This window comes from Paenibacillus sabuli, from assembly GCF_014705605.1.
GTDB classification, from domain to species: domain Bacteria; phylum Bacillota; class Bacilli; order Paenibacillales; family Paenibacillaceae; genus Paenibacillus_D; species Paenibacillus_D sabuli.
Map to the genome: position 1 here is coordinate 79,301 of NZ_JACXIZ010000014.1, position 22,884 is coordinate 102,184.

Annotated in this window: 30 protein-coding genes and 1 tRNA gene; all 31 read right to left on the reverse strand. The window is 59.1% G+C overall.

The genetic code is table 11. The features are described from left to right. Position 1: 1 nt before the first annotated feature. The 31 genes from aroB to cmk all read right to left on the reverse strand — a co-directional run bounded on the left by aroB (position 2) and on the right by cmk (position 22,843). Positions 2–1,096 (reverse strand): 3-dehydroquinate synthase, encoded by a 1,095-nt coding sequence (aroB, locus tag IDH44_RS08140; protein WP_190916501.1) that lies wholly within the window; start codon positions 1,094–1,096, stop codon positions 2–4. A gap of 1 nt (position 1,097) precedes the next feature. Beyond that, the gene (gene aroC / locus IDH44_RS08145; protein ID WP_190916503.1) at positions 1,098–2,267 is read right to left on the reverse strand and encodes a chorismate synthase; all 1,170 of its coding nucleotides are present in this window, start codon (positions 2,265–2,267) and stop codon (positions 1,098–1,100) included. A 221-nt stretch (positions 2,268–2,488) separates the two neighbouring features. Further along, the gene (locus IDH44_RS08150) at positions 2,489–2,656 is read right to left on the reverse strand and encodes a hypothetical protein (RefSeq protein WP_190916505.1); all 168 of its coding nucleotides are present in this window, start codon (positions 2,654–2,656) and stop codon (positions 2,489–2,491) included. A 74-nt stretch (positions 2,657–2,730) separates the two neighbouring features. Then, positions 2,731–3,513 carry a CheR family methyltransferase gene (locus tag IDH44_RS08155; protein WP_190916507.1) on the reverse strand — a complete coding sequence of 261 codons (783 nt, stop codon included), beginning with the start codon at positions 3,511–3,513 and terminating at the stop codon, positions 2,731–2,733. A gap of 30 nt (positions 3,514–3,543) precedes the next feature. Then, entirely contained in the window at positions 3,544–3,987 is a 444-nt protein-coding gene (ndk, locus tag IDH44_RS08160; protein ID WP_190916509.1) for a nucleoside-diphosphate kinase, read from the reverse strand. A 22-nt stretch (positions 3,988–4,009) separates the two neighbouring features. Further along, the gene (locus IDH44_RS08165) at positions 4,010–4,984 is read right to left on the reverse strand and encodes a polyprenyl synthetase family protein (protein ID WP_190916511.1); all 975 of its coding nucleotides are present in this window, start codon (positions 4,982–4,984) and stop codon (positions 4,010–4,012) included. 21 nt (positions 4,985–5,005) lie between these two features. Then, on the reverse strand, positions 5,006–5,842 hold the full coding sequence (locus IDH44_RS08170; protein ID WP_190916784.1) for a menaquinone biosynthesis protein: 837 nt from the start codon (positions 5,840–5,842) through the stop codon (positions 5,006–5,008). Next, positions 5,805–6,458, reverse strand: coding sequence for a UbiX family flavin prenyltransferase (locus IDH44_RS08175; protein ID WP_190916513.1), 654 nt, complete (start codon positions 6,456–6,458; stop codon positions 5,805–5,807). Before IDH44_RS08175 ends, IDH44_RS08170 begins: the two co-directional genes overlap by 38 nt. Next, positions 6,458–7,333: a UbiA-like polyprenyltransferase gene (locus IDH44_RS08180; RefSeq protein WP_190916515.1), complete on the reverse strand. Its 876-nt coding sequence runs from the start codon at positions 7,331–7,333 to the stop codon at positions 6,458–6,460. The genes IDH44_RS08175 and IDH44_RS08180 overlap by 1 nt, the downstream gene beginning before the upstream one ends. Next, entirely contained in the window at positions 7,330–8,049 is a 720-nt protein-coding gene (locus tag IDH44_RS08185; protein WP_190916516.1) for a demethylmenaquinone methyltransferase, read from the reverse strand. The genes IDH44_RS08180 and IDH44_RS08185 overlap by 4 nt, the downstream gene beginning before the upstream one ends. A gap of 8 nt (positions 8,050–8,057) precedes the next feature. Further along, on the reverse strand, positions 8,058–8,924 hold the full coding sequence (locus IDH44_RS08190) for a heptaprenyl diphosphate synthase component 1 (protein ID WP_190916518.1): 867 nt from the start codon (positions 8,922–8,924) through the stop codon (positions 8,058–8,060). A gap of 137 nt (positions 8,925–9,061) precedes the next feature. Continuing rightward, on the reverse strand, positions 9,062–9,595 hold the full coding sequence (locus tag IDH44_RS08195; RefSeq protein ID WP_190916520.1) for a hypothetical protein: 534 nt from the start codon (positions 9,593–9,595) through the stop codon (positions 9,062–9,064). 68 nt (positions 9,596–9,663) lie between these two features. Then, positions 9,664–9,885 carry a trp RNA-binding attenuation protein MtrB gene (gene mtrB, locus IDH44_RS08200; RefSeq protein WP_190916522.1) on the reverse strand — a complete coding sequence of 74 codons (222 nt, stop codon included), beginning with the start codon at positions 9,883–9,885 and terminating at the stop codon, positions 9,664–9,666. Positions 9,886–10,012: 127 nt separating this feature from the next. Beyond that, positions 10,013–10,089: transfer RNA gene (locus IDH44_RS08205), tRNA-Pro, on the reverse strand. Between the two features lie 150 nt (positions 10,090–10,239). Continuing rightward, a complete protein-coding gene (locus tag IDH44_RS08210) occupies positions 10,240–10,515 on the reverse strand; it encodes an HU family DNA-binding protein (RefSeq protein WP_190916524.1) in 276 nt (91 codons plus the stop codon). A gap of 249 nt (positions 10,516–10,764) precedes the next feature. Then, entirely contained in the window at positions 10,765–12,243 is a 1,479-nt protein-coding gene (spoIVA, locus tag IDH44_RS08215) for a stage IV sporulation protein A (protein ID WP_190916526.1), read from the reverse strand. 300 nt (positions 12,244–12,543) lie between these two features. After that, positions 12,544–13,296: a hypothetical protein gene (locus IDH44_RS08220; RefSeq protein ID WP_190916528.1), complete on the reverse strand. Its 753-nt coding sequence runs from the start codon at positions 13,294–13,296 to the stop codon at positions 12,544–12,546. 21 nt (positions 13,297–13,317) lie between these two features. Next, positions 13,318–13,653, reverse strand: a complete 336-nt coding sequence (locus IDH44_RS08225; RefSeq protein WP_190916530.1) for a 2Fe-2S iron-sulfur cluster-binding protein — start codon at positions 13,651–13,653, stop codon at positions 13,318–13,320. Next, a complete protein-coding gene (locus tag IDH44_RS08230) occupies positions 13,650–14,237 on the reverse strand; it encodes a nucleotidyltransferase family protein (RefSeq protein WP_190916532.1) in 588 nt (195 codons plus the stop codon). Before IDH44_RS08230 ends, IDH44_RS08225 begins: the two co-directional genes overlap by 4 nt. 31 nt (positions 14,238–14,268) lie before the next feature. Further along, positions 14,269–14,568 carry a 2Fe-2S iron-sulfur cluster-binding protein gene (locus IDH44_RS08235; protein WP_190916534.1) on the reverse strand — a complete coding sequence of 100 codons (300 nt, stop codon included), beginning with the start codon at positions 14,566–14,568 and terminating at the stop codon, positions 14,269–14,271. Between the two features lie 27 nt (positions 14,569–14,595). Further along, positions 14,596–14,775, reverse strand: coding sequence for a DUF2768 family protein (locus tag IDH44_RS08240; protein ID WP_190916536.1), 180 nt, complete (start codon positions 14,773–14,775; stop codon positions 14,596–14,598). A gap of 134 nt (positions 14,776–14,909) precedes the next feature. Beyond that, complete coding sequence (locus IDH44_RS08245; RefSeq protein WP_190916538.1) at positions 14,910–15,194, reverse strand: stage VI sporulation protein F; 285 nt, start codon at positions 15,192–15,194, stop codon at positions 14,910–14,912. A gap of 92 nt (positions 15,195–15,286) precedes the next feature. Continuing rightward, positions 15,287–16,300: an NAD(P)H-dependent glycerol-3-phosphate dehydrogenase gene (locus IDH44_RS08250; RefSeq protein WP_190916539.1), complete on the reverse strand. Its 1,014-nt coding sequence runs from the start codon at positions 16,298–16,300 to the stop codon at positions 15,287–15,289. Then, a complete protein-coding gene (gene plsY, locus IDH44_RS08255; protein ID WP_190916541.1) occupies positions 16,287–16,904 on the reverse strand; it encodes a glycerol-3-phosphate 1-O-acyltransferase PlsY in 618 nt (205 codons plus the stop codon). The genes IDH44_RS08250 and plsY overlap by 14 nt, the downstream gene beginning before the upstream one ends. Before the next feature lie 9 nt (positions 16,905–16,913). Further along, positions 16,914–18,236, reverse strand: a complete 1,323-nt coding sequence (gene der / locus IDH44_RS08260; RefSeq protein ID WP_190916543.1) for a ribosome biogenesis GTPase Der — start codon at positions 18,234–18,236, stop codon at positions 16,914–16,916. Between the two features lie 68 nt (positions 18,237–18,304). After that, on the reverse strand, positions 18,305–18,490 hold the full coding sequence (locus IDH44_RS08265) for a capping complex subunit for YIEGIA (RefSeq protein WP_190916545.1): 186 nt from the start codon (positions 18,488–18,490) through the stop codon (positions 18,305–18,307). Further along, complete coding sequence (locus IDH44_RS08270) at positions 18,477–19,400, reverse strand: YIEGIA family protein (RefSeq protein ID WP_190916547.1); 924 nt, start codon at positions 19,398–19,400, stop codon at positions 18,477–18,479. The genes IDH44_RS08265 and IDH44_RS08270 overlap by 14 nt, the downstream gene beginning before the upstream one ends. Further along, the gene (locus IDH44_RS08275) at positions 19,397–20,020 is read right to left on the reverse strand and encodes a YphA family membrane protein (protein WP_190916549.1); all 624 of its coding nucleotides are present in this window, start codon (positions 20,018–20,020) and stop codon (positions 19,397–19,399) included. The genes IDH44_RS08270 and IDH44_RS08275 overlap by 4 nt, the downstream gene beginning before the upstream one ends. A 142-nt stretch (positions 20,021–20,162) precedes the next feature. After that, positions 20,163–21,479 carry a 30S ribosomal protein S1 gene (rpsA, locus tag IDH44_RS08280; RefSeq protein WP_190916551.1) on the reverse strand — a complete coding sequence of 439 codons (1,317 nt, stop codon included), beginning with the start codon at positions 21,477–21,479 and terminating at the stop codon, positions 20,163–20,165. 98 nt (positions 21,480–21,577) lie between these two features. Next, the gene (locus tag IDH44_RS08285; RefSeq protein WP_190916553.1) at positions 21,578–22,144 is read right to left on the reverse strand and encodes a lysophospholipid acyltransferase family protein; all 567 of its coding nucleotides are present in this window, start codon (positions 22,142–22,144) and stop codon (positions 21,578–21,580) included. Positions 22,145–22,147: 3 nt separating this feature from the next. Next, a complete protein-coding gene (gene cmk, locus IDH44_RS08290) occupies positions 22,148–22,843 on the reverse strand; it encodes a (d)CMP kinase (RefSeq protein WP_190916787.1) in 696 nt (231 codons plus the stop codon). Between the last annotated feature and the right edge of the window lie 41 nt (positions 22,844–22,884).

A 22,884-nucleotide genomic window follows, 5' to 3' on the forward strand; every position in this document is an offset into this window, starting at 1 on the left:
CTCAAGCCTCCTCTTTCAATCGATCGACCGTCTCGCGCACGAGCGCCGCCGACAAATCCTGACGAATCTCCACCCGTCCGATCGCCGTTGGCACGATGAACACCATTCGGCCTTCTTTGAATTTTTTGTCATGCTGCATTGCCTTCATGATCGCATCCGTATCCAGATGAGCCGGGAGGCGCACCGGCAGACCGCACGCCTGCAGCACGCGCTTCGTCACGGTATAGACTTCCTCGTCCGCGCCCAGCGCCACGCCGATGCGCGCCGCGCCGACCATGCCGATGGAGATGGCCTCCCCATGGAGCAGTTCATCATATTCGGCCACGGCCTCCAGCGCGTGTCCGATCGTGTGGCCGAGGTTAAGGATGGCTCGCAGGCTGTGCTCGCGCTCGTCGCGCGACACCACCTCCGCCTTGACCCCGCAGCCCTTGTACAGCGCATAGCCGAGCGCCTCCGGGCGCAGAGCCAGGAGATCCGCGCTATTGTCCTCAATCCAGCGCACGAACGCCTCGTCCCAGATGAGCCCGTGCTTGACGACCTCGGCCAGACCTGCGCTTACCTCGCGGGGCGGCAGACTCTGCAGCGTGCCCAGATCGTACAGCACCAGCTCCGGCTGGTGAAAGGCGCCGATGATGTTTTTGGCCGACGGGTGATTGACCGCGACCTTGCCGCCGACGCTGCTGTCATGCGCCAGGATCGTCGTCGGGATCTGGACAAAGCGGATTCCTCGCATATAAGCGGCCGCCACATACCCGGCCAGATCGCCGACCACGCCGCCGCCCAGGGCGACGACCGTCGAATGCCGGTCAAGTCCGGCCTCCAGCGCTGTCGTGATCAACTGCTCGAACACCGCCAGCGACTTCGAGCTCTCGCCCGGCGGTACGACCGCCGGCACGACGGTGTACCCCGCCGTACGCAGCGTTTCGACGAGCGGTGCCATATAGCGGGACGCCACCTGTTCGTCGGAGACGAGCAGCAGCGGGGATTTTTGGGCGATCTGATGCCGGGCGAAGATCTCGGCGATGTCCGTCAGCAGGCCTTCGCCGATGTAGATCGGATAAGAGCGCTCCCCGAGCTCTACGTTCAACTCCCGCATGCTAATACTCCCTCGTCTGAGCCAGATAATGCTCGAGATTGGCCTGAATTTCCTCGACCGAGTCGCCGCCGAACTTCTCCAGGAAGGCACGGGCGACCTCCCAGGCGACGACGTTCTCCATGACGACGCTCGCCGCCGGCACGGCGCAGCTGTCGGAGCGCTCGACCTGCGCGGTGAACGGCTCCTTGGTGTCGATATCGACGCTGCGCAGCGGCTTGTACAGCGTCGGGATCGGCTTCATGACGCCGCGCACGACGATCTGTTCGCCGTTGGTCATGCCGCCTTCGAAGCCGCCCAGCCGATTGCTCAGCCGATGATAGCCCTTCGCCTCGTCGTAGGCGATCTCGTCATGCACCTGCGAGCCGCGCAGTCGCGCCGCCTCGAAGCCGATGCCGATCTCGCAGCCCTTAAAGGCATTGATCGAGACGACCGCCTGCGCGATGCGACCGTCCAGCTTGCGATCCCATTGCACATGGCTGCCGAGTCCGATCGGCACGCCCTCGACAATGCATTCGACGATCCCGCCGATCGAATCGCCCTCGGCCTTGACCTGATCGATATGCGCGGTCATTTTGGCCTCGGTCTCCTTGTCGACGACGCGGACCGGCGATTCCTCGGTCGCGCGGATCAGTTCGTCAACCGGCAGCTGGTTCGGCGGGGCTTCGATCTCCCCGATCCGGATCACCTGGCCGGCTACCTTGATGCCGAAAGCCGCCAGCAGCTGTCGCGCCATCGCGCCGCACGCGACGCGGGCCGCGGTCTCGCGCGCGCTGGAGCGCTCCAGCACGTTGCGCAGATCCTTCAGGTTGTACTTGAGCCCGCCATTCAGATCGGCGTGTCCGGGACGCGGCCGATGGACGCGCCGCTTGGCTTCGTCTCCGCCCTCGATCGGCTCGATGTTCATGACCGAGGTCCAGTGCGTCCAGTCTTTGTTCTCGACGATCAGCGCGACCGGCGCTCCGGTCGTACGGCCATGCCGCACGCCGCCGACAATGCTCGCCGTGTCCTTCTCGATCTGCATGCGGCGGCCGCGGCCGTGGCCCTTCTGGCGCCGATGCATTTGAAAATTCAATTCCTCAAAATCAAGAGTCAGATTGCTCGGCAATCCTTCAATAATAGCAGTCAGCTGCGGGCCGTGCGTCTCCCCCGCGGTCAAGTAGCGTAAGCTCAATCGATGTTCCTCCTCCAGAATGAAAACGGCCTAAATATCTTTGCTCATTATAGTACAGCCCTGACGGTTTGACAAGGAATGCAAGGCCCGTGCATATGGCGGAGAACCCCGGCCCGCAAGGGCTCCTCCCTTTTTAAAAGGCCGCTCGGAACGCAGTCCTGAGACTGTTTCCCGAGCGGCCGTGGGGCACGGAGCGATTCGTTTGGTACGGTGGCTCGCTGTCAGCTGCCAACCGATCGGCTGCGCGCATGCGCCTGGGCATCCGCACCAGTATACAGATCGTCGATCAGCTTTGCCAGCCGGGCGCTGTCGATGCCCAGAATTTGTGCGCACTCCTGAAGCGTAATCGTGCCGTGGCGGTAAGCTGCGATGACCTTTTGCTTATCCATGCTTCATCCTCCAACTCTTGTGGCGTTGCTGCTTCTCAACAGTATTGGAGAATTGCGGAGAACCTATACGAGAATTACAAGAGCTTGCGTCGGTAGAAAAACGTCTCGACCGATTCCAGTTCGTATTGCGCGGGCGAAAAAATTTGCTCCGTGCTGCCGACGAACAGCAATCCGCCGGGTCTGAGCGCGCGTGCAAAGTTGCGATACAGCGTATGCTTCGCCTCTTCGGTAAAATAGATCATCACATTGCGGCACACGATGAGATCGAACGGGCCGCCGAATCGGTCGTGGAGCAGATTGTGCTGTTGAAAACGCACGCTCCGCTTGAGCTTGTCGTCCACGCGAAAGCCAAGCTCGCACGGCTTGAAATAAGCGTCCATGTAGGGCGGTGGAACATCGCGCACGGAGCGCTCGGGGTATTCACCGTGTTGAGCCCGCGTCAGTACGTTGCTGTCCAGGTCGGTAGCGAGCAGCGTCGAACGTCCGAGGACGCCGAGCTTGTCCAGAATCATCGCCAGCGTATACGGTTCCTCGCCGGTCGAGCAGGCCGCGCTCCAAATGCTGGGCCGGGCGTTGTCGCGCAGCAGCTCCGGCATGAAGCGCTGCTCCAGCGTGACCCAGCGGCTGGGATTGCGCCAAAATTCGGATACATTGATCGTCATGCGATCCAAAAACTCATGCATCAGCTTGGCGTCGCCCTGCAAGGCCTCCATATAAGCTTTAAAGGTTGGATACCCGTGCTTGCTGCGCAGCGTCGTCAGCCTGCGCTTCATTTGCGCCTCTTTGTATAAAGCCAAGTCGATTGCTGTTTTTTCTTTTATGCGTTTGACAAACCATGCGAAGTCCTGGTCCTCCACATCTGCTCCCCCTTGCCATCTGCGTAACGGCTAGATCCAATGCTGAATGGAGCGGTCGTAATCGATAAGCTCCTCGGGCTTGAAATAGAGCGCGATTTCGCGCGCCGCATTTTCCGGCGTGTCCGAGCCATGAATCAGATTGAAATTGGTATGTACGGCAAAATCGGAACGAATGGTGCCAGGCGCTGCCGCCAGGGCGTCGGTTTTGCCGATCATCGCACGCGTCAGCTCGATTGCGCGGTCTCCGATCCACACCATTGCAAAAACCGGTCCGGACGTAATAAAGGCAATGAGCGGCGGATAGAAGGGCTTGCCCTCATGCTCCTCGTAGTGCTTGGCGGCCAGCTTGTCATCGAGCACCATGAATTTGGCCGCGGTCAATTGCAGCCCCTTGCGCTCCAGGCGTCCGACGATTTCACCGATCAGTCCGCGCTGAACACCGTCTGGCTTGATCATCAAAAACGTGCTTTCCACTAGCGATGCTCCTCTCTCGTACTCAATAGTTGCGTTTGGCGACAAAATTCGCGATGTCGCGCAGATTTTTTTTGGCCGGAATGTCCGGTAGCTTGACCAGGGCATCGATGGCCTTGGCGATGTAGCGCGCAGCCATTTGCTCCGAATCCGGAATGCCGCGGCTGCTGCGGATCAAGGCAAGCGCCCGCGAGCAATCCGCTTGCGCCCCGGCTTCGCGGATACCGTCAATCTCCCGCTGCAGTTCGCCTCGCAGCAGCGGGTCGCGCAGCGCGAGCAGTACAGGCAATGTAATATTGCCTTGCCGGATATCGGAGCCCGGCGGCTTGCCGAGCTGTTTTTCGGTGCCGCACAGATCGAGCAGATCGTCGCGAATCTGAAAGGCCATGCCGACGTTGTAGCCAAAGCGGTAGAGCGCAAAAGCGTGGCTGCGCTTGCTGCCGGAGGCCAACGCGCCGAGCTGACAGCTCACGGCGATCAACAGCGCCGTCTTGCGGCGAATCCGCAGCAAATAGTTGCGTACGGTCTGCGTCGTATTGAAAAAATCGCGCACCTGCTCCATCTCGCCGATGCACATCTCCAAAATCGCTTTGGAGAGCGTCTGATGGATTTCCGGATTGTTCAGCTCGGTGACAATCGCAAGTGCGTTGGCATAGATATAATCCCCGGTGTACATCGCAATGCGGTTGTCCCACTTCGCCTTGACTGTCGGCTGGCCCCTGCGCATATCCGCGTCGTCGATCACATCGTCATGGACGAGCGAAGCCATGTGAATGAGCTCAAGCGTGACCGCTACGCGCTGCAGCACATCGAGCCGATAATCGCCGTACTTGCCCGCCAGCAGCACAAATACAGGACGTATCCGCTTGCCTCCCGCCTTGAGCAAATGCACGGACGCCTCGCTAAGCAGCGCATGGTCAGAGGTGACGCGCCGCTCGAGCTCGCGCTCAATCGTATTCAGATCGCTTTTCATTTTTGCATACAGATCCATTAGTTTCATTCGTTCACCTATGTCACATTATTAGGACCATTCCTGCATGTCCGGAACCCGCTCGAGCAGCCCCAGCTCGACGGCATAACGACAGTACAGCTCCAGACCGCTTCGCTGCGACGCCCCGAAATCGTACGTCAATCCGGCAAAATAACGCCGCCAATAGTCCGGCTCACCGCCAAGCGTCGCGCATGCTTTGGATATGAGCGGCTCCGGATCGGACAGGCTGCGCTGCTTGCTCGCCAGCAGCGCCTCGTGCATGGCAGCAATGCGGGCATGGCCGAGGCGCGCAGCGGCATCGCGGCGCAAGGCCAGCAGCGCAAATGTCATGCCGTGCCCGGTCCATTCGCGCCACAATTCGCCCAGGTCGACGACCTCGTAGCCCGTATCGCGCCATGAGGCTCTGATCGCCGAATCGCCGATCAGGAGCGCGGCGTCGGCCTGCTCCAGCATCGTCTCCAGCTCCGGCTCCATCACCGCATACGCCGGCTGCGCCCCGTATCGGAGCTGCGCGATGATTTTCAGCAGGTTCACGGAGGTCGCCGAAGTGCTCGTCAGCGCAATCGTGCCGCGCAGCGCCTCCTCGAGCGGCCGCTTCAAAAAGAGCAAAATCGATCGAACGCGCCCTTGCGCGCTGACAGACAGGTCCGGAAGCAGGAAATAGTCGTCGGCGTGCATCGCATAGGCAAAAGAGGAAATTGCGGCCATGTCGATGTCGCCCGCTAGCAGCAGGCGGTTCAGCCTGCTTGGAACGGCGTAGCGTACCTCGGCCTCCGGCTGCAACAGTCGAGGATCGAAGGTGTGAAAAATCGGCCACACGTTGGCGTAGTCAATTCTGCCGATTTTCGCCCGATCCGCGCTGTTCATCTTGCTCATCTCCCCATCTTCTGTACAGATCGTGATCCAGGCCCATGTTGTCGAGTACCTTGCCCACCATAAAATCGACCATCTCGTCCATGGACTGCGGTCGGTAATAGAACGCCGGCATCGCCGGAATCAACCGCACGCCGAGGCGGGCGAGCTTGAGCATATTCTCCAGATGAATCGCGTGAAGCGGCGTCTCGCGCGGAACGAGAACGAGCGGACGCCCTTCCTTCAAGGTCACGTCGGCGGCCCGCGTCAGCAAATTGTTGGAGGTGCCGTTCGCTATGGAGGACAACGTCCCCATGGAGCAAGGAACCACCACCATGCCGGAAATGCGGAACGAGCCGCTGGCGATGCTCGCCCCGATATCCGCGTTCAGGTGGAATGTCATTGCGCCGCTGCGCAGCGCCTCTCCAAAATGCTTTTCGAGCGCCGCCTGGCGACGCGAAACCTCCCAGCCAAGCTCCTCCTTCAGCACGCGCCAGCCCGCTTCGGTCACGACCAGGTGCAAGGATACCCCCGCATCCAGCAGCGCCTGGCACAGACGCACGCCGTAGATCGCGCCGCTGGCGCCGGTAAAGCCGACTGTCCAGCGCGCGCCATGCACTCGCTTATCCATTACCACCGGTGCACCACCACCAAATCTATAAGGGTAAACAAAAAGACCACCATGCTTAACGTGCCGTTCATCGTAAAAAAGGCCGTATTGAGACGTCGGATATCGTGCGGGCGCACAAGGCGATGCTCGTAGAGCAGTATGGCAATGGCGATCACGGTCCCAGCCAGATAGACCCAGCTAAGATCGGTCAGCCAGAACAATGCCAGCAGCCCGATCGCCGTGACGGCATGCAAGGCTCTTGCAATCCACAGCGCGCCGGCAATCCCGAATCGCGCCGGAATCGAATGCAGCCCCTCCTTGCGGTCGAATTCGAGGTCTTGACAAGCGTAGACGATATCGAAGCCCGCCGTCCACAACGACACTGCAACATACAGCAGCAATGCGGTGCCGTCAATCCTGCCCGTCACCGCCACCCAGGCACCTAGCGGCGCCAGCCCGATCGTCAGGCCGAGGACGATGTGACACAACCATGTGAAGCGCTTGGTATACGAATAAAAAACGAGCATAAACACTGCCAGCGGCAGCAACCGGGCAGCCAGCGGTTCGAGCTGGAACGCCGAGACCATCAGCAGCACGAGCGAAATAACGATAAAAAGGACCACTTCCTTGGTGCCGATGAGCCCCGAAGGAAGCGCTCGCGGCGCTGTACGCGGATTGCGGGCATCGATTGCCTTGTCGATCAGCCGATTCAAGCCCATCGCCGCGGTTCTCGCGCCGACCATAGCAAGCAGGATCCACCCGATCTCCCCCCACCCCGGCAGCCTCAGCTCCACTGCGACTGCGCCGAGCAGCGCCCCGACAAAGGCGAACGGCAATGCAAAAAGCGTATGCTCGAACTTGATCATTTCCAAAAAAACGGCTATTTTGCGTATCATGCCCCTTCTGATCCTTTCATCCCGATATGCAAGGCCGCAATTCCCCCGGTGAGCGGGTACGCGCGCACCTGGCGAAGTCCGACTTCCCGATAAATATCGGCCAGCCGGTTCAAATCGGGGAAAGCTGCCAGCGAATCGGGCAACCATTTGTATTGCTCGTAGCGCTTGGCAAACAGCTTGCCGAGCATCGGGAGCACACGCTGAAAATAAAAATAATAAAGGCCCTTGAACGGCTGCCACGTCGGCTTGGAGAGCTCTAGGCAAACGACTTGGCCGCCCGGCTTGACGACGCGCCGCATCTCGCGCAGCACCTGCACGAGGTCCGGCACGTTGCGAAGACCAAAGCCGATCGTCGCATAATCAAAGCTGTCGTCGGGGAAGGGCAACTGCATCGCATTGCCCTGCACCAGCTCAATCTGCCGATCCATTTCCAGCCGCTCAATTTTTTTGCGCCCGATGTCCAGCATACCCGCGCTGAAATCAAGGCCGACGACGCGCCCGTGCTTGCTCGCCTCGCCGAGCGCGATGGTCCAGTCGCAGGTACCGCAGCACAAGTCGATTGCGCTTGCGCCTTCCTGGACACCCATCTTGCGCATCGTATAACGCCGCCAAGCTTTGTGTCGGCGAAAACTGAGCAGGTCGTTCATTCTATCATATTTGGGCGCTATGCTTTCGAATACCGAATGCACAAACTGCTCCTTGGACTTCGAGTCCATCGTCTCGCTCACCTCGTCTCGTTGAATGCCGGAGCAGGAGCCGCAAGCGGCCGCAAAAACGACTCGCCGATCACGCGCAGTTCTTGCACGAGCTTGTCCGATTCGATCCGTTCGGCGAGCGATAGCAGATGATCGACCGCATGGCGCAGCCGGGCGGCCAATCGTCCGCGCAGATCGTATTTGTCGATCAGTTCCCCGACCAGGGACGGCTCGGCGTCCCCGGTCAGCAGTTCGACCTCCTCTTCCGTGCCTTCCTGCAGCAGTTGCCAATAGCCCCAGCTTTCGGAAAATTGCGCCGTACAGCCGGTACGAGCCATTTCGCCCGACAGGACGTCGCACTCGGACACGCGCTGCAGCAGCTCCGGCCAAGCCTGTGCGTGGCGCTCGTCGACCAAGTCGCCGAAGACCCTTGGCAGTCCTGAACGAAGCGCGATTCGGGCTTGCATGTAATCGTCCGCGCTGACGCGCAGCTGCTTCATTTTGACGTAAAGATTCACCTTGAGTCGATTGACCTCGCTCACAGCCTCGCTGAGTCGGCGTATCATATCGAGCTGGCCCGCTTGCGCGAGCAAGTGATAAAATCGTCCGCTGAAATAGTCGCCTGCCAGCACCTTGAGCTGGCGGGCGCGCATCGACGATTCGGACGCCGAGCCCGAATCGGTATCGATCATGTCGTGCGTGTCCATGCCGACCTGCACGAGCGATACGACGAGCGCATACAATTCGCTGTGCTCGGCCGTTTTTCGACCGCCTCGCAGAAAAACAAATAACAGCCTCACAATGGAATCCGGGAAGCCGGGAAGCTCGGTATGCTTGCGTATCATGTCATAGTCCATATACTTGCGGGCCATCTCCGGGATGCGGTAAGGGTTCATAGGTCAAGCCTCCGTACATTGCAGTCGGTCGCGCGCTGCGCTTTATATCTAGCCTATTATAGCACATGTTCGGGCAGAAGCCTATTTTTGTCCGGGCCGACGGCAGGCGGGCGACAAGCTGCCGCGGAGGCCGCCCGCTATCGGTCAAAACGCATACGCCAGGCAGCGGTCCGCGTCAGGCGCAGACGCTCGTCCCAGCCTCCGCCGAGCACGTCGCGCGCCTGCAGCACCGGCAAAAAATGAAGCGTCTCGTCGCCCTTGCGCACATCCGCCGCCAGCAGCAGAACGGGCGCCTCGTCCGCAGCGGATGGCGAAGCGGCGAGCACGCGGACCAGCATGCGATCCACATTGTCCGGATAGACGAAGCCGAGCTGCAGCAGACGCAGCAGGTCCGAGGCCAGCTGCAGCTGCGTTGCATCCGCAGCGGCCTCAAGATCGATCGCCAGCACCGCCTGCTGCCATTGCACCCGCTGCAGGCGCTGCGACAAGGGCAGCACGGCTAGCCGGTCCACAAGATTGTCGGGGGTGATGCGCGCAGGATGACCCTGAGCCAAGGCCGTTTGCACCCTGCCCCCGTCCTTCCCCTTCCAGCCCTCCTGAATCGCCGTGAGCGCCAGCATCCCCGATGCCGCCAAGGCGGCGCCGAGAAGCAGCGCGTTTTTGAGGCGCATAAGCCGATCCCTCCGTTGTAAACGTCCTATACAACAGTTTACAAACAAAAGGAGCAGGCTATGCCTGCTCAGCTATCGGTTTCCAGCGTGCCGTACTTGGTTAGTACGGTGGCCCGGCCGCGGATTTTGATTGCGGAAGTATGGTCGGTGAATTGGGCAATCAAGATTTCACCGCGGTCCAGCTTTTCGGTATGATGGAACTTGGTGTCCTGCCCGCGCGTCAGCCCGATGACGTGGACGCCTTGATCCTTAGCTTTGACAACGATATAATCTCCGTTGGAAGGTTCCATTGAATTCGCTCACGCTCCCTATCGCATCGCGCCCCTTGCCGGCGTGGCAGTCGGGCCGATATTCAAAAAAAGGCCCTCCCGCGCATCGATGGCTGAGAAAGCTGCATGTGGTGCGCCGAAGATCAAATGGTCGGAGTAACAGGATTTGAACCTGCGACCTCACCCACCCCAAGGGTGCGCGCTACCAGGCTGCGCCATACCCCGACATTGCCAATCTGCGGCGACTGTGTTATGTTGCAAAAATGAGTCTATCGGAATACGGCACTTTTGTCAAGAACGGAAAAGTGAACGAGCGGCTGCGCATTCAAAATTAAACGCCCGGATCCTCGATCCGGGCGTACACTGGGCATAAGCTTAGTTGGATACGAGATCCTTAAGCGATTTGCCGGGCTTGAAAGCAGGCATTTTGCTGGCTGCAATTTCAATCTCTTGACCCGTTTGCGGGTTGCGGCCTTTACGTGCCGAACGCTCGCGCACTTCGAAATTGCCAAAGCCAACCAGTTGTACTTTGTCACCGTTTTGCAAGGCGTCGGAGATCGCTTCAAATACGGCATCAACCGCTTTGGTGGCGTCTTTCTTGGACAGCTCTGTCGTTTCGGCTACTTTTGCGATCAAATCCGTTTTGTTCATGTCTTTCACCTCCCCTGACGGCAACTAATGTCGGTTCATTATCATCCTGTTTAACCGTTCCGTATAAAATTATACCTCAGGCCGAACAAATTCATAGTAATACAGCAGTTCCGGAATTTCAAGTAGATTAAGAAGTTTTCACGGTTGACCGTGTGATTGTGCCGCCGCCGCATCCCAAAAAAGCACGCTCCGCATGGTGGCGGAACGTGCCTTTCGAAGGCCCGGAGCTACCTGGATGCCCCAATCCCCCTACAGGATAATCGCGATCAGTCCGCCCGAGCCCTCGTTGATGATGCGACCGAGCGTTTCTTGCAGCTTGTAGCGCGCGTTGTCCGGCATCATCGCGATTTTGCCCTGAATGCCTTCGCGCACGATGGAGTGCAGCGAGCGACCGAAAATATCGGACTCCCAAATCTTGATCGGATCGTTCTCGAAGTCCTGCATCAAATACCGCACCAACTCTTCGCTCTGCTTCTCCGTGCCGATAATCGGCGCGAACTCCGATTCCACGTCCACCCGGATCATGTGAATCGACGGCGCGGTCGCCTTCAGCCTGACCCCGAAGCGGGAGCCTTGGCGAATGAGCTCCGGATCGTCGAGCGCCATTTCCGCCAGCGTCGGCGCCGCGATGCCGTAGCCGGTCGTCTTGACCATTTCCAGCGATTCGGCGAAGCGGTCATATTCCCGCTTGGCGTGGGCAAATTCCTGCATCAGCTGCAGCAGATGATCCTTGCCGCGAATCTCGACGCCGACGACCTCCATCAAAATCTGGTCGTACAGTTCATCCGGCGCGTAAAGGTCGATCTCCGCGACGCCCTGCCCCATATTCATGCCGCTGAGACCGGCGCGGGCGATAAAGTCGTACTCCATGAATTGGGAGACGACGCGATCGACGTCGCGCAGCCTGCGAATATCTTTCACCGTGTCCCGCACGGAGCTTTCGTAATTGCTGCGCACCCAGTGATTTTCGCTGAGCACCATGACCCAGCTTGGCAGATTGACGTTAACTTCGTGCACCGGGAACTCGTACAATACCTCGCGGAGCACAGACATGACCTCGTCCTCGCCCATCGTGGCCACGCTCATCGTCATGACCGGAATATCGTACTTCTCCTGCAGCTCGCTGCGCAGCTGGAGCGCTTCCTCGCTCTTGGGCCGCGTCGAGTTGACGATCAGCACAAACGGCTTGCCGACTTCCTTGAGCTCCGCGATGACCCGCTCCTCGGAGTCGACGTACGACGAGCGCTCGATCTCCGCGATTGTGCCGTCCGTCGTGACGACGACGCCGAGCGTGGAGTGCTCCTGAATGACCTTACGCGTGCCGATCTCCGCCGCTTCCTGAAACGGAATCGGATCCTCGAACCACGGCGTGGTAATCATCCGCGGTCCGTTCTCGTCCTCGTAGCCCTTGGCGCCTTCCACCGCATAGCCGACACAATCGACGAGGCGCACATTGACCTCCAGTCCCTCGGTCACATTGATCTGCACCGCTTGATTGGGCACGAATTTTGGCTCGGTCGTCATGATGGTTTTGCCCGCCGCGCTTTGCGGCAGCTCGTCGATCGCCCTGGCCCGGTCGGCCTCGCTGGCTATGCTGGGCAGCACGACCGTCTCCATGAACCGTTTGATAAAGGTTGATTTGCCGGTCCGAACAGCGCCGACGACGCCGAGGTAGATGTCCCCGCCGGTCCGTTGCGCGATGTCCTTGAAAATGTCCACTTTCTCCACTGCGTATCCCCTCCCAATCAAATTTCAACACCGGCCCCGCGTTTTCAACATGCGCCGCTTTCGCGGAGCCGACGACGCGGGCGAGCGATGCAACTCGTACAACCGTTTGGACTAGTAACAGCATATTGTTTTTCGGCCGCATTTATGACGAATACGCAAATTGTTTTTTTGCGGCCGCGATCAAATGGCGACGTCTTCCACCACTTGATATATGCCATGCGTTTCACGGGTATGCGCATACAGGCACAAAAAAAGCGCGCTTGAAGGAGATTATCCTTCAAACGCACCATCCGTGCACAATTAGCCGGCCGCATCCGTGCCGTCCGCCGCCACAGCGCGCGGCTCGCCTTGCACCCAGCGGTAGACCGGCGCCTTGACCGGCACGTAGTCCGCACCTTCGACGAGCAGCTCGCGCAGATCCCGCTGCGAAGACGGCTCCTCGCCGGACCGCTCGGCCGCCCGCGCAAGATCCACCCCATAATCGATGTAAACGCGACCCTGCACATCCAGCATCGCCGATAGCGAAAGGCCCGAGTAGGGACTGCGAAGTTCGGGCGCCTTGCCTCCAAGACGCTCGTAATCGATCCAGGAAAAGCCCGGATAAGCCTCTTCGCCTGCCGGGAGCTCGCCGCTGCCCGCGACATAAGCATCGACTTTGCTTTGCAGATCGTTGATTTTCTGATACGGTACCAGATCCATGAGCTTAACGGTCGGATCCGTCTCCTCGTCCAGGATCAGGAAATAGTAGCTGCCGCCTTTTTCGAACGACACAGCCGGTAAATCGCTGATGTATTGCATGCGCTGCAGCTTGCCAAGATCGATCACGTATTTCTCGTATTTCGGCGTTTGCGGTGTGCTGTTCTGAATCGGCAGCATGCCCGTGTCCTTCTGATATTGATCGACGACCATTTGCATGTTGCGCACGGCTTCGCGCACAGACACGCCATTGGCCTGACGCTGCTCGTCCGGATAGAGACAGCCCCCCAGCAGCATGATCGCAACCGCGCTCATCGCCAGCAAGGCGGCCATCTTTTTATTGGCATAGCCCATCATTCGCATTCCTCCGATCTTGCCCTACGGCCATTCCTCACGCTGCCGCTCCAGCTGACGCCGCACCGCAGCCTTGAGCGGGTCCTCCGGCACCTCGACGGTCGACGGACCGATAATTTTGGCCTGACACCCCAGCCGCAGATCGGCCGCTGCTCCCGCTAGCTTGGCGCGCTCCTTGTCAGACGGCGCAGAAAGCCCGCTGTTGCCTCGATCATAGACCTTGCACATGAGACAGCCGGCCTTGCCTCCGCAGCGTGTAGGCAACGCAATGCGCGCCCTGCGGGCCGCTTCCAGCACTGTCGTGCCGGGGCGCACCGCCGTTTTTTGACCGCCGGGCAAAAATTGAATCCAGACGCTCATGTCCGCTCACCGGCTTCCCGGGCCGACAGCCAGGCCTCCAGACGCTCTCGAATCGGCCCTCGCACGCGGTTCGCCATCAACAGCTCGCGCAGCATGCGCGCTTCGCCGCTGTCGCCGGCCATCGCGCGCAGGATCAAGCTCGCCCGATCCTCGCGCTGGCGCAGCAGATTAAAGATCAGCTCGTGCGCCAGCGGCACCAGCACATAGCCGTGTCGGCTGGACCCGCCTGGCCAAAGCCGGCGCTCGACCTCCGCGCGATAAAGACACTGCGCCGTGCGGATCTCGAAGCCTCCGACCAATTCGACCTCGACTCCCTCGACCGAATAATGGCTGAGGAGCGAACGATAAATCGCGGTGCGGCTCTCTATCTGCTCGTCCTGCCGGAACCGCCGCAGCGCTTCGTGCAACTCGGGCGCATGCTTGTCGTCGCTGTAAATATCCAGATCACGCGGCGGCACCGCGAGCTCAAGCCCGCGCAGCAACAGGCCAGCGCTGCCCCCCACGACCCACGGCAAGCGACGCGGCGGAGCTAGGCGGAGGATGCTGGCCAAGGCCGTCTCCAGCCGTCCGGCCTCCATTTCCATCGTCGTCACCTCCCGGATCGAATCGAATGTGCTAAAAATACGTCTTGTTCTCGGCCGAAACGCGGCCTTCGCCGATGCGCAGCACCGCTTGGCAGCCCAAGCGGTAGCCCTGCTCCAGCTCCTCGTCGCCAAGGCGATCCCATTCCGCGTCGGTCGCTTCCTCCAGCAGCTCCATGCCTTCGCTCACGAGGCAGCGACAGCGCGCACAAGTGCCGCGCGTGCAAGAAAACCCCCACTCCACGTTGTGTTTCAAGGCGAGGTCGAGCACCGACAGCCCCGGCTCGCCCTCTACCTCCGCCGTCGCGCGTTTTCCCTTCAGTTCGACTTGCATATTCCCATCCTTCCTTGACCGATATTGTTATGTAATCGAAATGAATCCGTATAAAAATCCGAACAGCAACAGCACAAAAGCGACTATGGAAAGCACTACACGCACGATCCCCCGCGTCTTTGTTCGCGCCACGGTAATGACAATTGCGGCGAGCGCCATCAATCCGATTCCGATAAACGAAACCCACATTTTTGTCATGGCATCCATTCTTGCCCTCGACTCCTACCTGTAGCATGATTGGTTTGGCTATCATTATAGCATTTCAAGACAAGAAAAAAAAACGGCAAAAGCGTGACGTTGCCGGACCTTTGCCCGGTGTCCTGCGCTTTTGCCGGCTCCGACTACTGTTTTTTCATCATCATTTTCATCAGAGCTTCCATATTATTCATGTTCATTCCGCTTTTTTTGACAACGCCGACGATCTCCGTGACCGTCTCTTCGGAGACCGGCACCTTGGCCATGAGGGACACTTGCTTGATCAGCCGCCGCAATTCGGCGTCGCTTTTCAGCGTGTTGGGCGTCACGTTGCTGGCCAACTTTTTCACCGCGTTTTCCGTAACGGGCTTGCCGGTTTTTTTGTTGACCGCCTTCAATACGTCTCTTGGAATCTGCTGCTTCCCGCTCATTGCTCCCCTCCTAACGCCACCGGCTTGCCGCCGGTCGCTCCTAGCATCATATGACGAGGGGACGGGATTGGTGTAGGCCCTCCGGGAGCTTGTCAGGCCTCTCGACGCTCGTGGGTGCGATCGCGCCCCATCAACGCTTCGACCGCTTGCTGGGGCGACTTGCCCTCGAACAGCACGCGGTAGAGCTGCTCCGTAATCGGCATAGGCACGCCATAATCCTGCGCCAGCTGATTAGCGGCCTGGGTCGTGCGCACGCCCTCGACGACCATGCCCATGCGCTCGAGCACCTCCCCCAGCGCAAGACCGGTGGCAAGCAGCGACCCGGCGCGCCAGTTGCGGCTGTGCTTGCTGGTGCAGGTGACGATGAGGTCGCCGACCCCGGCCAGGCCCGCGAATGTCAACGGCCCGGCGCCCATCGCTTCGCCGAGCCGGGAGATCTCGGCCAGACCGCGTGTGATCAACGCCGCCTTGGCATTGTCGCCAAAGCCCAGGCCGTCCGAGAGCCCGGCGCCCAGGGCAATGATATTTTTGATCGCGCCGGCTACTTCCACGCCGGTCACGTCGTCATTGGTATAGACGCGAAAATTCGTATTCATGAACCAATCCTGCGCTTGTTGCGCAACGGTCAGCGAGCGGGAGGCAACCACTACCGTGGTGGGGAGCTTGCGCACGACCTCCTCGGCATGGCTGGGTCCCGACAGCACCGCAAGCTCCGACTCCGGCCGGCCAAGCTCCTCGGCGAGCACGGTCGTCATACGCTTGAGCGTGCCCGTCTCAAAGCCCTTGGTCGCATGCAGGCACAGCGCGCTGGAGCTCAAGTACGGGGCCGCCGCCCTGGCCACCTCTCGCATCGCTGCGGAAGGCGCCACAAAAACAACCGCCTCTGCGCCCGTTAACGCCTCTTCCATCGACGCCGTCGCCAGCAGTCCCTGCGGAAGCGTCACATCGCCCAAAAAGCGGCTGTTCGTTCGCTTGACGTTGATTTCCTCGGCTTGTGCCAGGTTGCGCGTCCATAGTCGGACGCGGCAGCCGTTGCGCGCCAATACGGCCGCCAGGGCCGTCCCCCAGCTACCGGCCACCAGGACGGCAGCGCTACGATTTGCCATGCGTGACTCCTTTCTTGCCGCCCAACCGATTCTCTTGGCCGCTGAGCAGCTTGGCGATATTGGTGCGGTGCCGAATGAAAGCAAGCAGACACAGCACCAGCGCAGCCGCCAAAAACGGCACCGGCAGGCGCATCACAAAAATCAACAGCGGCGCGGCGGCGGCAAAAACGAGCGAGCCGAGCGAAACGTACCGGGTGAGTGCAATGACCGCGATGGCTAACAGTCCCGCATACAAGGCCGGAAAAAAGGCCAATGCCGCCAGTGCGCCCACCGTGGTGGCGATCCCTTTGCCACCCTTGAAGCGGAACCAGACCGGCCAATTATGTCCTGCAATCGCTGCCAGACCGCAAGCCGCCATCGTCCATTGCTCGCCGTCCGCAAGCCAGCCGGCGAGCAGCACGGCTGCGACTCCTTTGGCCGCGTCGAGTACCAATACTACGATGGCCGGACCCTTGCCCAATACCCGCAACGTATTGGTGGCGCCGGCATTGCCGCTGCCGTGGTCGCGGATGTCGATGCCCTTCACCCATTTGGCGATGAGAATGCTAAACGATAACGAACCGAGCAAATAGCTGACTCCAATTAAAATGACATCAACCAACAAGTCTCTCCCCTAATCTTCTTCAGACTTGCGCCGGGTATAGATTCGAATCGGCGTTCCTTCAAAATCGAACGCGGCGCGAATTTTGTTTTCCAAATACCGCTGATAAGAGAAATGCATCAGCTCCGGGTCGTTGACGAAAACCACGACGGTCGGGGGCTTGACCGCCACCTGCGTCACATAATTGATTTTCAGCCGTTTGCCTTTGTCCGTAGGCGGCGGATTAATCGCCACCGCATCGGCCACGACATCATTGAGCAGATGTGTCTGAATCCGCATCGCATGCTGATTCGATACGTGGTTCACGACCGGCAGCAGCTTGTGCAGGCGCTGCTTGGTAAGCGCGGACAAAAAGACGACCGGCGCATACGTCATGAACAGAAAATGCTCGCGTATGTTGCGTTCGAACTGCTGCATCGTTTTATCGCCTTTTTCGACAACATCCCATTTGTTGACGACGAAAATGGCGGCCTTTCCGGCTTCGTGCGCATAGCCGGCAATATGCTTGTCTTGTTCGATAATGCCTTCTTGCCCATTGATAAGCACCAGCGCCACGTCCGCGCGCTCTATCGCCTTCATCGCACGCATGACGCTGTATTTTTCGGTCGTTTCGTATACTTTGCCGCGCTTGCGCATGCCTGCCGTGTCAATCAACACGTAGCGCTGGCCGTCGCGTTCGAACGGTGTATCGATCGCGTCGCGGGTCGTGCCGGCAACCTCGCTCACGATGACCCGTTCCTCGCCGAGCAACGAATTGACAAGCGAGGACTTGCCGACATTGGGTCGACCAATCAAGGCCACCCGGATGACGTCGTCGTCGTATTCCGGCTCCATCGGATCAGGTAGCCGCTCCACCGCGGCATCGAGCAGATCGCCGATTCCCAGCCCGTGCGAGCCCGAGATCGGTACTGGCGCACCGAAGCCAAGACCATAAAATTCGTACACATCGTCCATTCGATTGTCGTTGTCGACCTTGTTGACCGCCAGTACGACAGGCTTGCGCGAGCGGAACAACAGCTGCGCCACTTCGTCGTCGGCATGCGTCAGTCCCGCCTTGGCATCCACCATGAATACAATAACATCTGCCTCTTCGATCGCCAGCTCCGCCTGCATCCGGACCGATTTCATGATGGCGTCCTCGCCCTCGAGCTCGATACCGCCAGTATCTATAATACTGAATGCCTTGCCGTTCCATTCTCCGGTTCCGTAGAGCCGATCGCGGGTTACGCCAGGCTTATCCTCGACAATTGCCAGCCGGTCGCCGATAATTCGGTTAAATATGGTGGACTTCCCGACGTTCGGCCGTCCGACAATCGCAATAACCGGTCTTGCCATGCCTCCACTCCTTCACCCATACTCACGACATTCATCATAGCAAAAAAGCGGGAGCTTGGCTAACCTTTTCATTCTGCCTGGTGATTGACGAGAATCATCGTCCCGTTTTTGAGATCATGGGCGGATGCATCCAAAATTTTTTCAAGCAGAAACGAGGTTTGCTGCAGCTCCTCCGCCGTCTCGACGTAAAAAACGGCGACACTGCCGCCGGCGTTGTTCCGATGGCGCGTGACGACCGCTTCAATTCGAGCCATGCGCCCCCTCCTCCTCGCGATTGACTTTCGCTTGCGTCGGCATGCGCACTGCCGATTCCAATACCGGCACCCGCAGCGCCACCTCTCGCGCTTTGGCCGGACTAAGCTCTTGCGGCAGGATGAACACGGCCAGTCTGCCGTCGTGCATGTCCAGCTTGGCCATCGGCACCAGCGCCGGCTCCGAGCTGTCGCGGTAGACCCCAAGAATGGTCGACAGATCGTACAGTATCGCCTGCCGCTGCCCGAGGTTGCTCAGCGTCGCTTTGGCGTTCGCATCGCGCGGCTGCAAGATAAGCCCCATGCCCCGCCGGGCAATCAGCTCCTGATTGTCCCGCAACCCGACATTCATGATATAAATATCTCCGACATACAGATCCGCTCCCTCGATTCGCACTGGCGCCACGCGCGCCTCGGCAATATGCGCGATCAATTTACCGGAACGGAGAATGCGCACAATCAGCAGCGAGAAGCAGCCGGCCACCAAGCCATAATACCAGGCGAACGAAATCGTAAACAGACTGGTTAAGAAAGCAGTCAGAATAACCAAATAGTTGCGACCTTCAAACACCATTGCGATCCCTTCGATATACGTCGAGCCGCGGCTGACCAGCTCCATTTCATCGATTTTGGTGAGCGTTTCGCGCTCCATTTTGCGGACATCCCGAAACTGCTGCGCAGCCAGCGTCAAAAAAGTAATGGCGGTGTAGTCTTTGTTAAATAAAGCCGGCACAGCTACCGCGCCAAGGGCGGCGGCAATCACACCGAGCGAGATGTGAATAATTCGTCCGTGCGGATACGTCGGGTATTGACGATAATCGGTCCGCAGCATGAGCAATCTGGCGACAAGTCCGAAGACAACGCCTCCTATAATGCCGATCGTATAGGTATAACCCGCCAGCAACGCCGTCATGAGGATCCCCCTCCGTCTTCGCCCAGCCAATACGGTGCCAGCCGCGTGCGCAGGTGGGCCGCGATAGCCGCCATGCCGCTGACTGTGCGCGCAATCGCCAGCGCCGCGAAAAATCCATCCTGCCATGAAGCGCTGCCTAGCGGAATATGGAGCATGGCAGAGCGGTGAAGCAGCAGCTGCGCAAGTGCGAGCGCCAATGTCAGAATTGAGAACTGTACCGCGAACAGCGGTGACAAAATGCCGGCCAGCAAGCCGGCAGCCAGGGCCGTGTCCCAGAACGGGTGAATCACGACAAACACAGGATCGTATAAATAAAGCACGCGAATCCAGTAGACGAGCGCGCCTACAATGGCCGTCGCGAACAGGTGATACAAGGCCTGACTCCGCAGCTTAGCCAGAAGCAGACAGCCGATTGCCCAGCCCATCTGCCAGACCAAGGACAAGCGAATGGATAAAGTACTCGTCAGCGCCCAATTCACAGGCAGCAAGACTGCCCAAACCACCCCGAATACGAGCAATGCTCGCAGCCGAACCGTTCCCAGCAGCTCGCGTCTCCAGCCTGTGAGCACAAGGATGCCTGCGAGGCCAAGCAGCCAGAAGGTAAAAAAGCCCGCATTCATATTCCATCCCTCCGTTGTCTCTATTATGCGCAGACTCGCTTACGCATAATCGGAAAGCGGCAGGCGGCGGCGTTTAACCATGTACGACAAAAACACCCTCGCTTAGTCGCGAGGGTGTTTCGTATTGGCTCAAGCCGTTAAATCACTTGAATTTGCTCAGTTTGTCGCCAAAGCGCTCGGCCAGCGTAAAGCTCATGCCTTGATTGCTGAGGCTGACATTCGGATTGTTCAGATCTTCGCGCGGCGCGCGGGAGCGTTCGGGACGCTCGGAACGAATCGGCGCCTCAGGCGCTTCTTCGGTTTCTTTGATGCTCAGGCTCACGCGCTTCTCGCCCGGGTTGAAGTCCAGAATCTTGGCTTGCACTTCCTGGCCTTCCTCCAGCACTTCCTGCGGTGTGGCGATATGGCGATGCGCAATTTGCGAAATGTGCACAAGGCCTTCGACGCCAGGCGCGATTTCGACAAAAGCGCCGAAGTTAACGAGTCGGCGAACCGTTCCGGTTACGATGTCGCCCGTATTGAATTGGCCGATCGCCGATTCCCACGGACCTGGCTGCGCCGCTTTTACGCTCAAGCTGATTTTGCCCTCGGAAGGTACGATTTTCAGAACCTTCACCTTCAGCTGATCGCCCTCGGAGACGGCGTCGCGCGGATGCGCCACATGCTGGTAGGACAGCTCGGATACGTGGACCAGGCCGTCTACGCCGCCGATATCTACGAATGCGCCGAACGGCGTCAGACGTTGAACCGTGCCTTCGATGACTTGACCGACTTCCAGCTCGGCCATCACGCGCAGCTTGTTGGCTTCGAATTCTTCTTCAAGCACTTCTTTCGCCGAAAGAATGACCTTGTTGTTCTCGCGGTCGATTTCCTTCACTTTTACTTTCAGCGTACGGCCTTTGTAATCCTTGAAATCTTCCACATAGTGACGCTCGACCATGGAAGCCGGAATGAAGCCGCGAACGCCAACGTCGGCGACGAGGCCGCCTTTTACAACGTCGGCAACGGTAATTTCGAAGGCTTCGCCGTTGTCAAAGCGCTCTTGCAGCTCATCCCACGCTTGCTCGCTGACGATTTGACGCTTGGAGAGAATCAGCTTCTCTTTGTCGTCGTCAATCGTGACCACCTTCAGCTCAAGCTCTTGACCGAGCTCGACTACGTTCTCGGTGCTGTCCAGTTGTACAGGAGAAAGCTCGCGAAGCGGAATGACGCCGTCGTATTTATATCCCAGGCTGACGGTGACTTGGTTGTCTTCGACCTTGACCACCGTGCCTTTTACTGTGTCGCCTTTTTTCAGCGATACCAGATTATCGAGCGCATCTTGGCTTACTTCCTCCTCCGCTTCGGCGTCTTGCTCTGCCGCTACTTCTGCGGGTTGCTGCTCCTCGGCTTGGGATTCGGTCGTTTGCTCGACCGCTTCTTCTACCTCGGTTGCTTGTGCTTTTGTTTCTTCTGACATTTGAAATAACCTCCTCGATTCATACCCCAACTTTATTTAAATCTGCCACGTGACCGCTTCGTACGATACGACGCACAGCATTTAAAACATTCTAACACTTAAGCGGAAAGCGAATGGATCTCCTTCATGATGACTTCGGTGGCCTGCTCGAGCATATCGGGCGCAGCCGAAGCCGCAACCTCGGTCAAATCGATCGGCTTGCCGTAGACAATGGTCAATCTGCGAAACGGACGATAAGAACCGATAATGCGAACGGGAATGACAGGCGCGCCGCTGCGCAGCGCAATCATTGCGGCCCCTTTTTTGGCCGCGCCGCCGCTGCCGCGCGTTCCTTCCGGGAAAATGCCCATGACATGCCCATCCTTTAGCAGCTTGAGCGCTGTTCGAATCGACTCCTTGCTGACGCCGCCGCGGTTCACCGGAAACGCGCCGAGCGAACGAAGGAACTTGCCGGCCGGCTTAAAGGAGAAGAGCTCGGACTTGGCCATGTAATGCACCTTGCGCCTCACCTTGACCCCTACCGTGGTCGGGTCTATGTTGCTGATGTGATTCGAGCAGAGCAGCGCAGGCCCCGTAGCAGGAATATTGTCCAGTCCGACGGTCCGCAGCGGGAACAAAGTTGCAAAGATAAGTTTAAGCAGTCCGCGGCAGAAACGATATAACATAGTTTACTTCGCCTCCGCCAATTTGGTTCGACTCCATGCGACAATTTGCTCCACGACCTGCTCAATGCTCAGGTCGGTGCTGTCGAGCAGCTTGGCATCGGACGCCCTCACGAGCGGCGAGTGCACGCGCTGCGCATCGGCGCGATCGCGCTCGACAATCTCGCGCTCGAGCTGCTCCAGGCTCACGCCCTGCTCCGCACCCGACTCGCTGAAGCGCCGCGCCGCGCGAACCTTCACGCTGGCGGTCAAAAAGACCTTCAACTCGGCATGCGGCAATACGTGCGAGCCGATGTCCCGGCCATCCATGACGGCGCCTTTGGAGGCGGCGAGTGCACGCTGCATCTCCACCAGACGAAGCCTCACCCTCTCGTGCGAAGCGACCTGAGAGACGCGAAGCGTGACCTCGCGCGAGCGAATCGCGGCTGTGGCATCTTCGCCGTCGATGCATACCCTCTGCCCGTCTGGACCGGGATAGAGCGCGATCTTCAACGTCTCGAGCAGCCTGGCAATCCGATCGCCGTCTGCCGCATCGACGCCGCTGCGATAGGCAGCAAGCGCTACGGCACGGTACATGGCTCCGGTATCGATATATACATAGCCCAGCAACTCGGCCACTTTTTTGGCCACGGTGCTCTTGCCGGCACCGGCCGGGCCGTCGATGGCGATATTGATGCGTTCGTTTCCGGATTCATGCTGCATGGTCAACGCTGGATTCCCCCTAAGCTTGAAGGCCAGGCAGG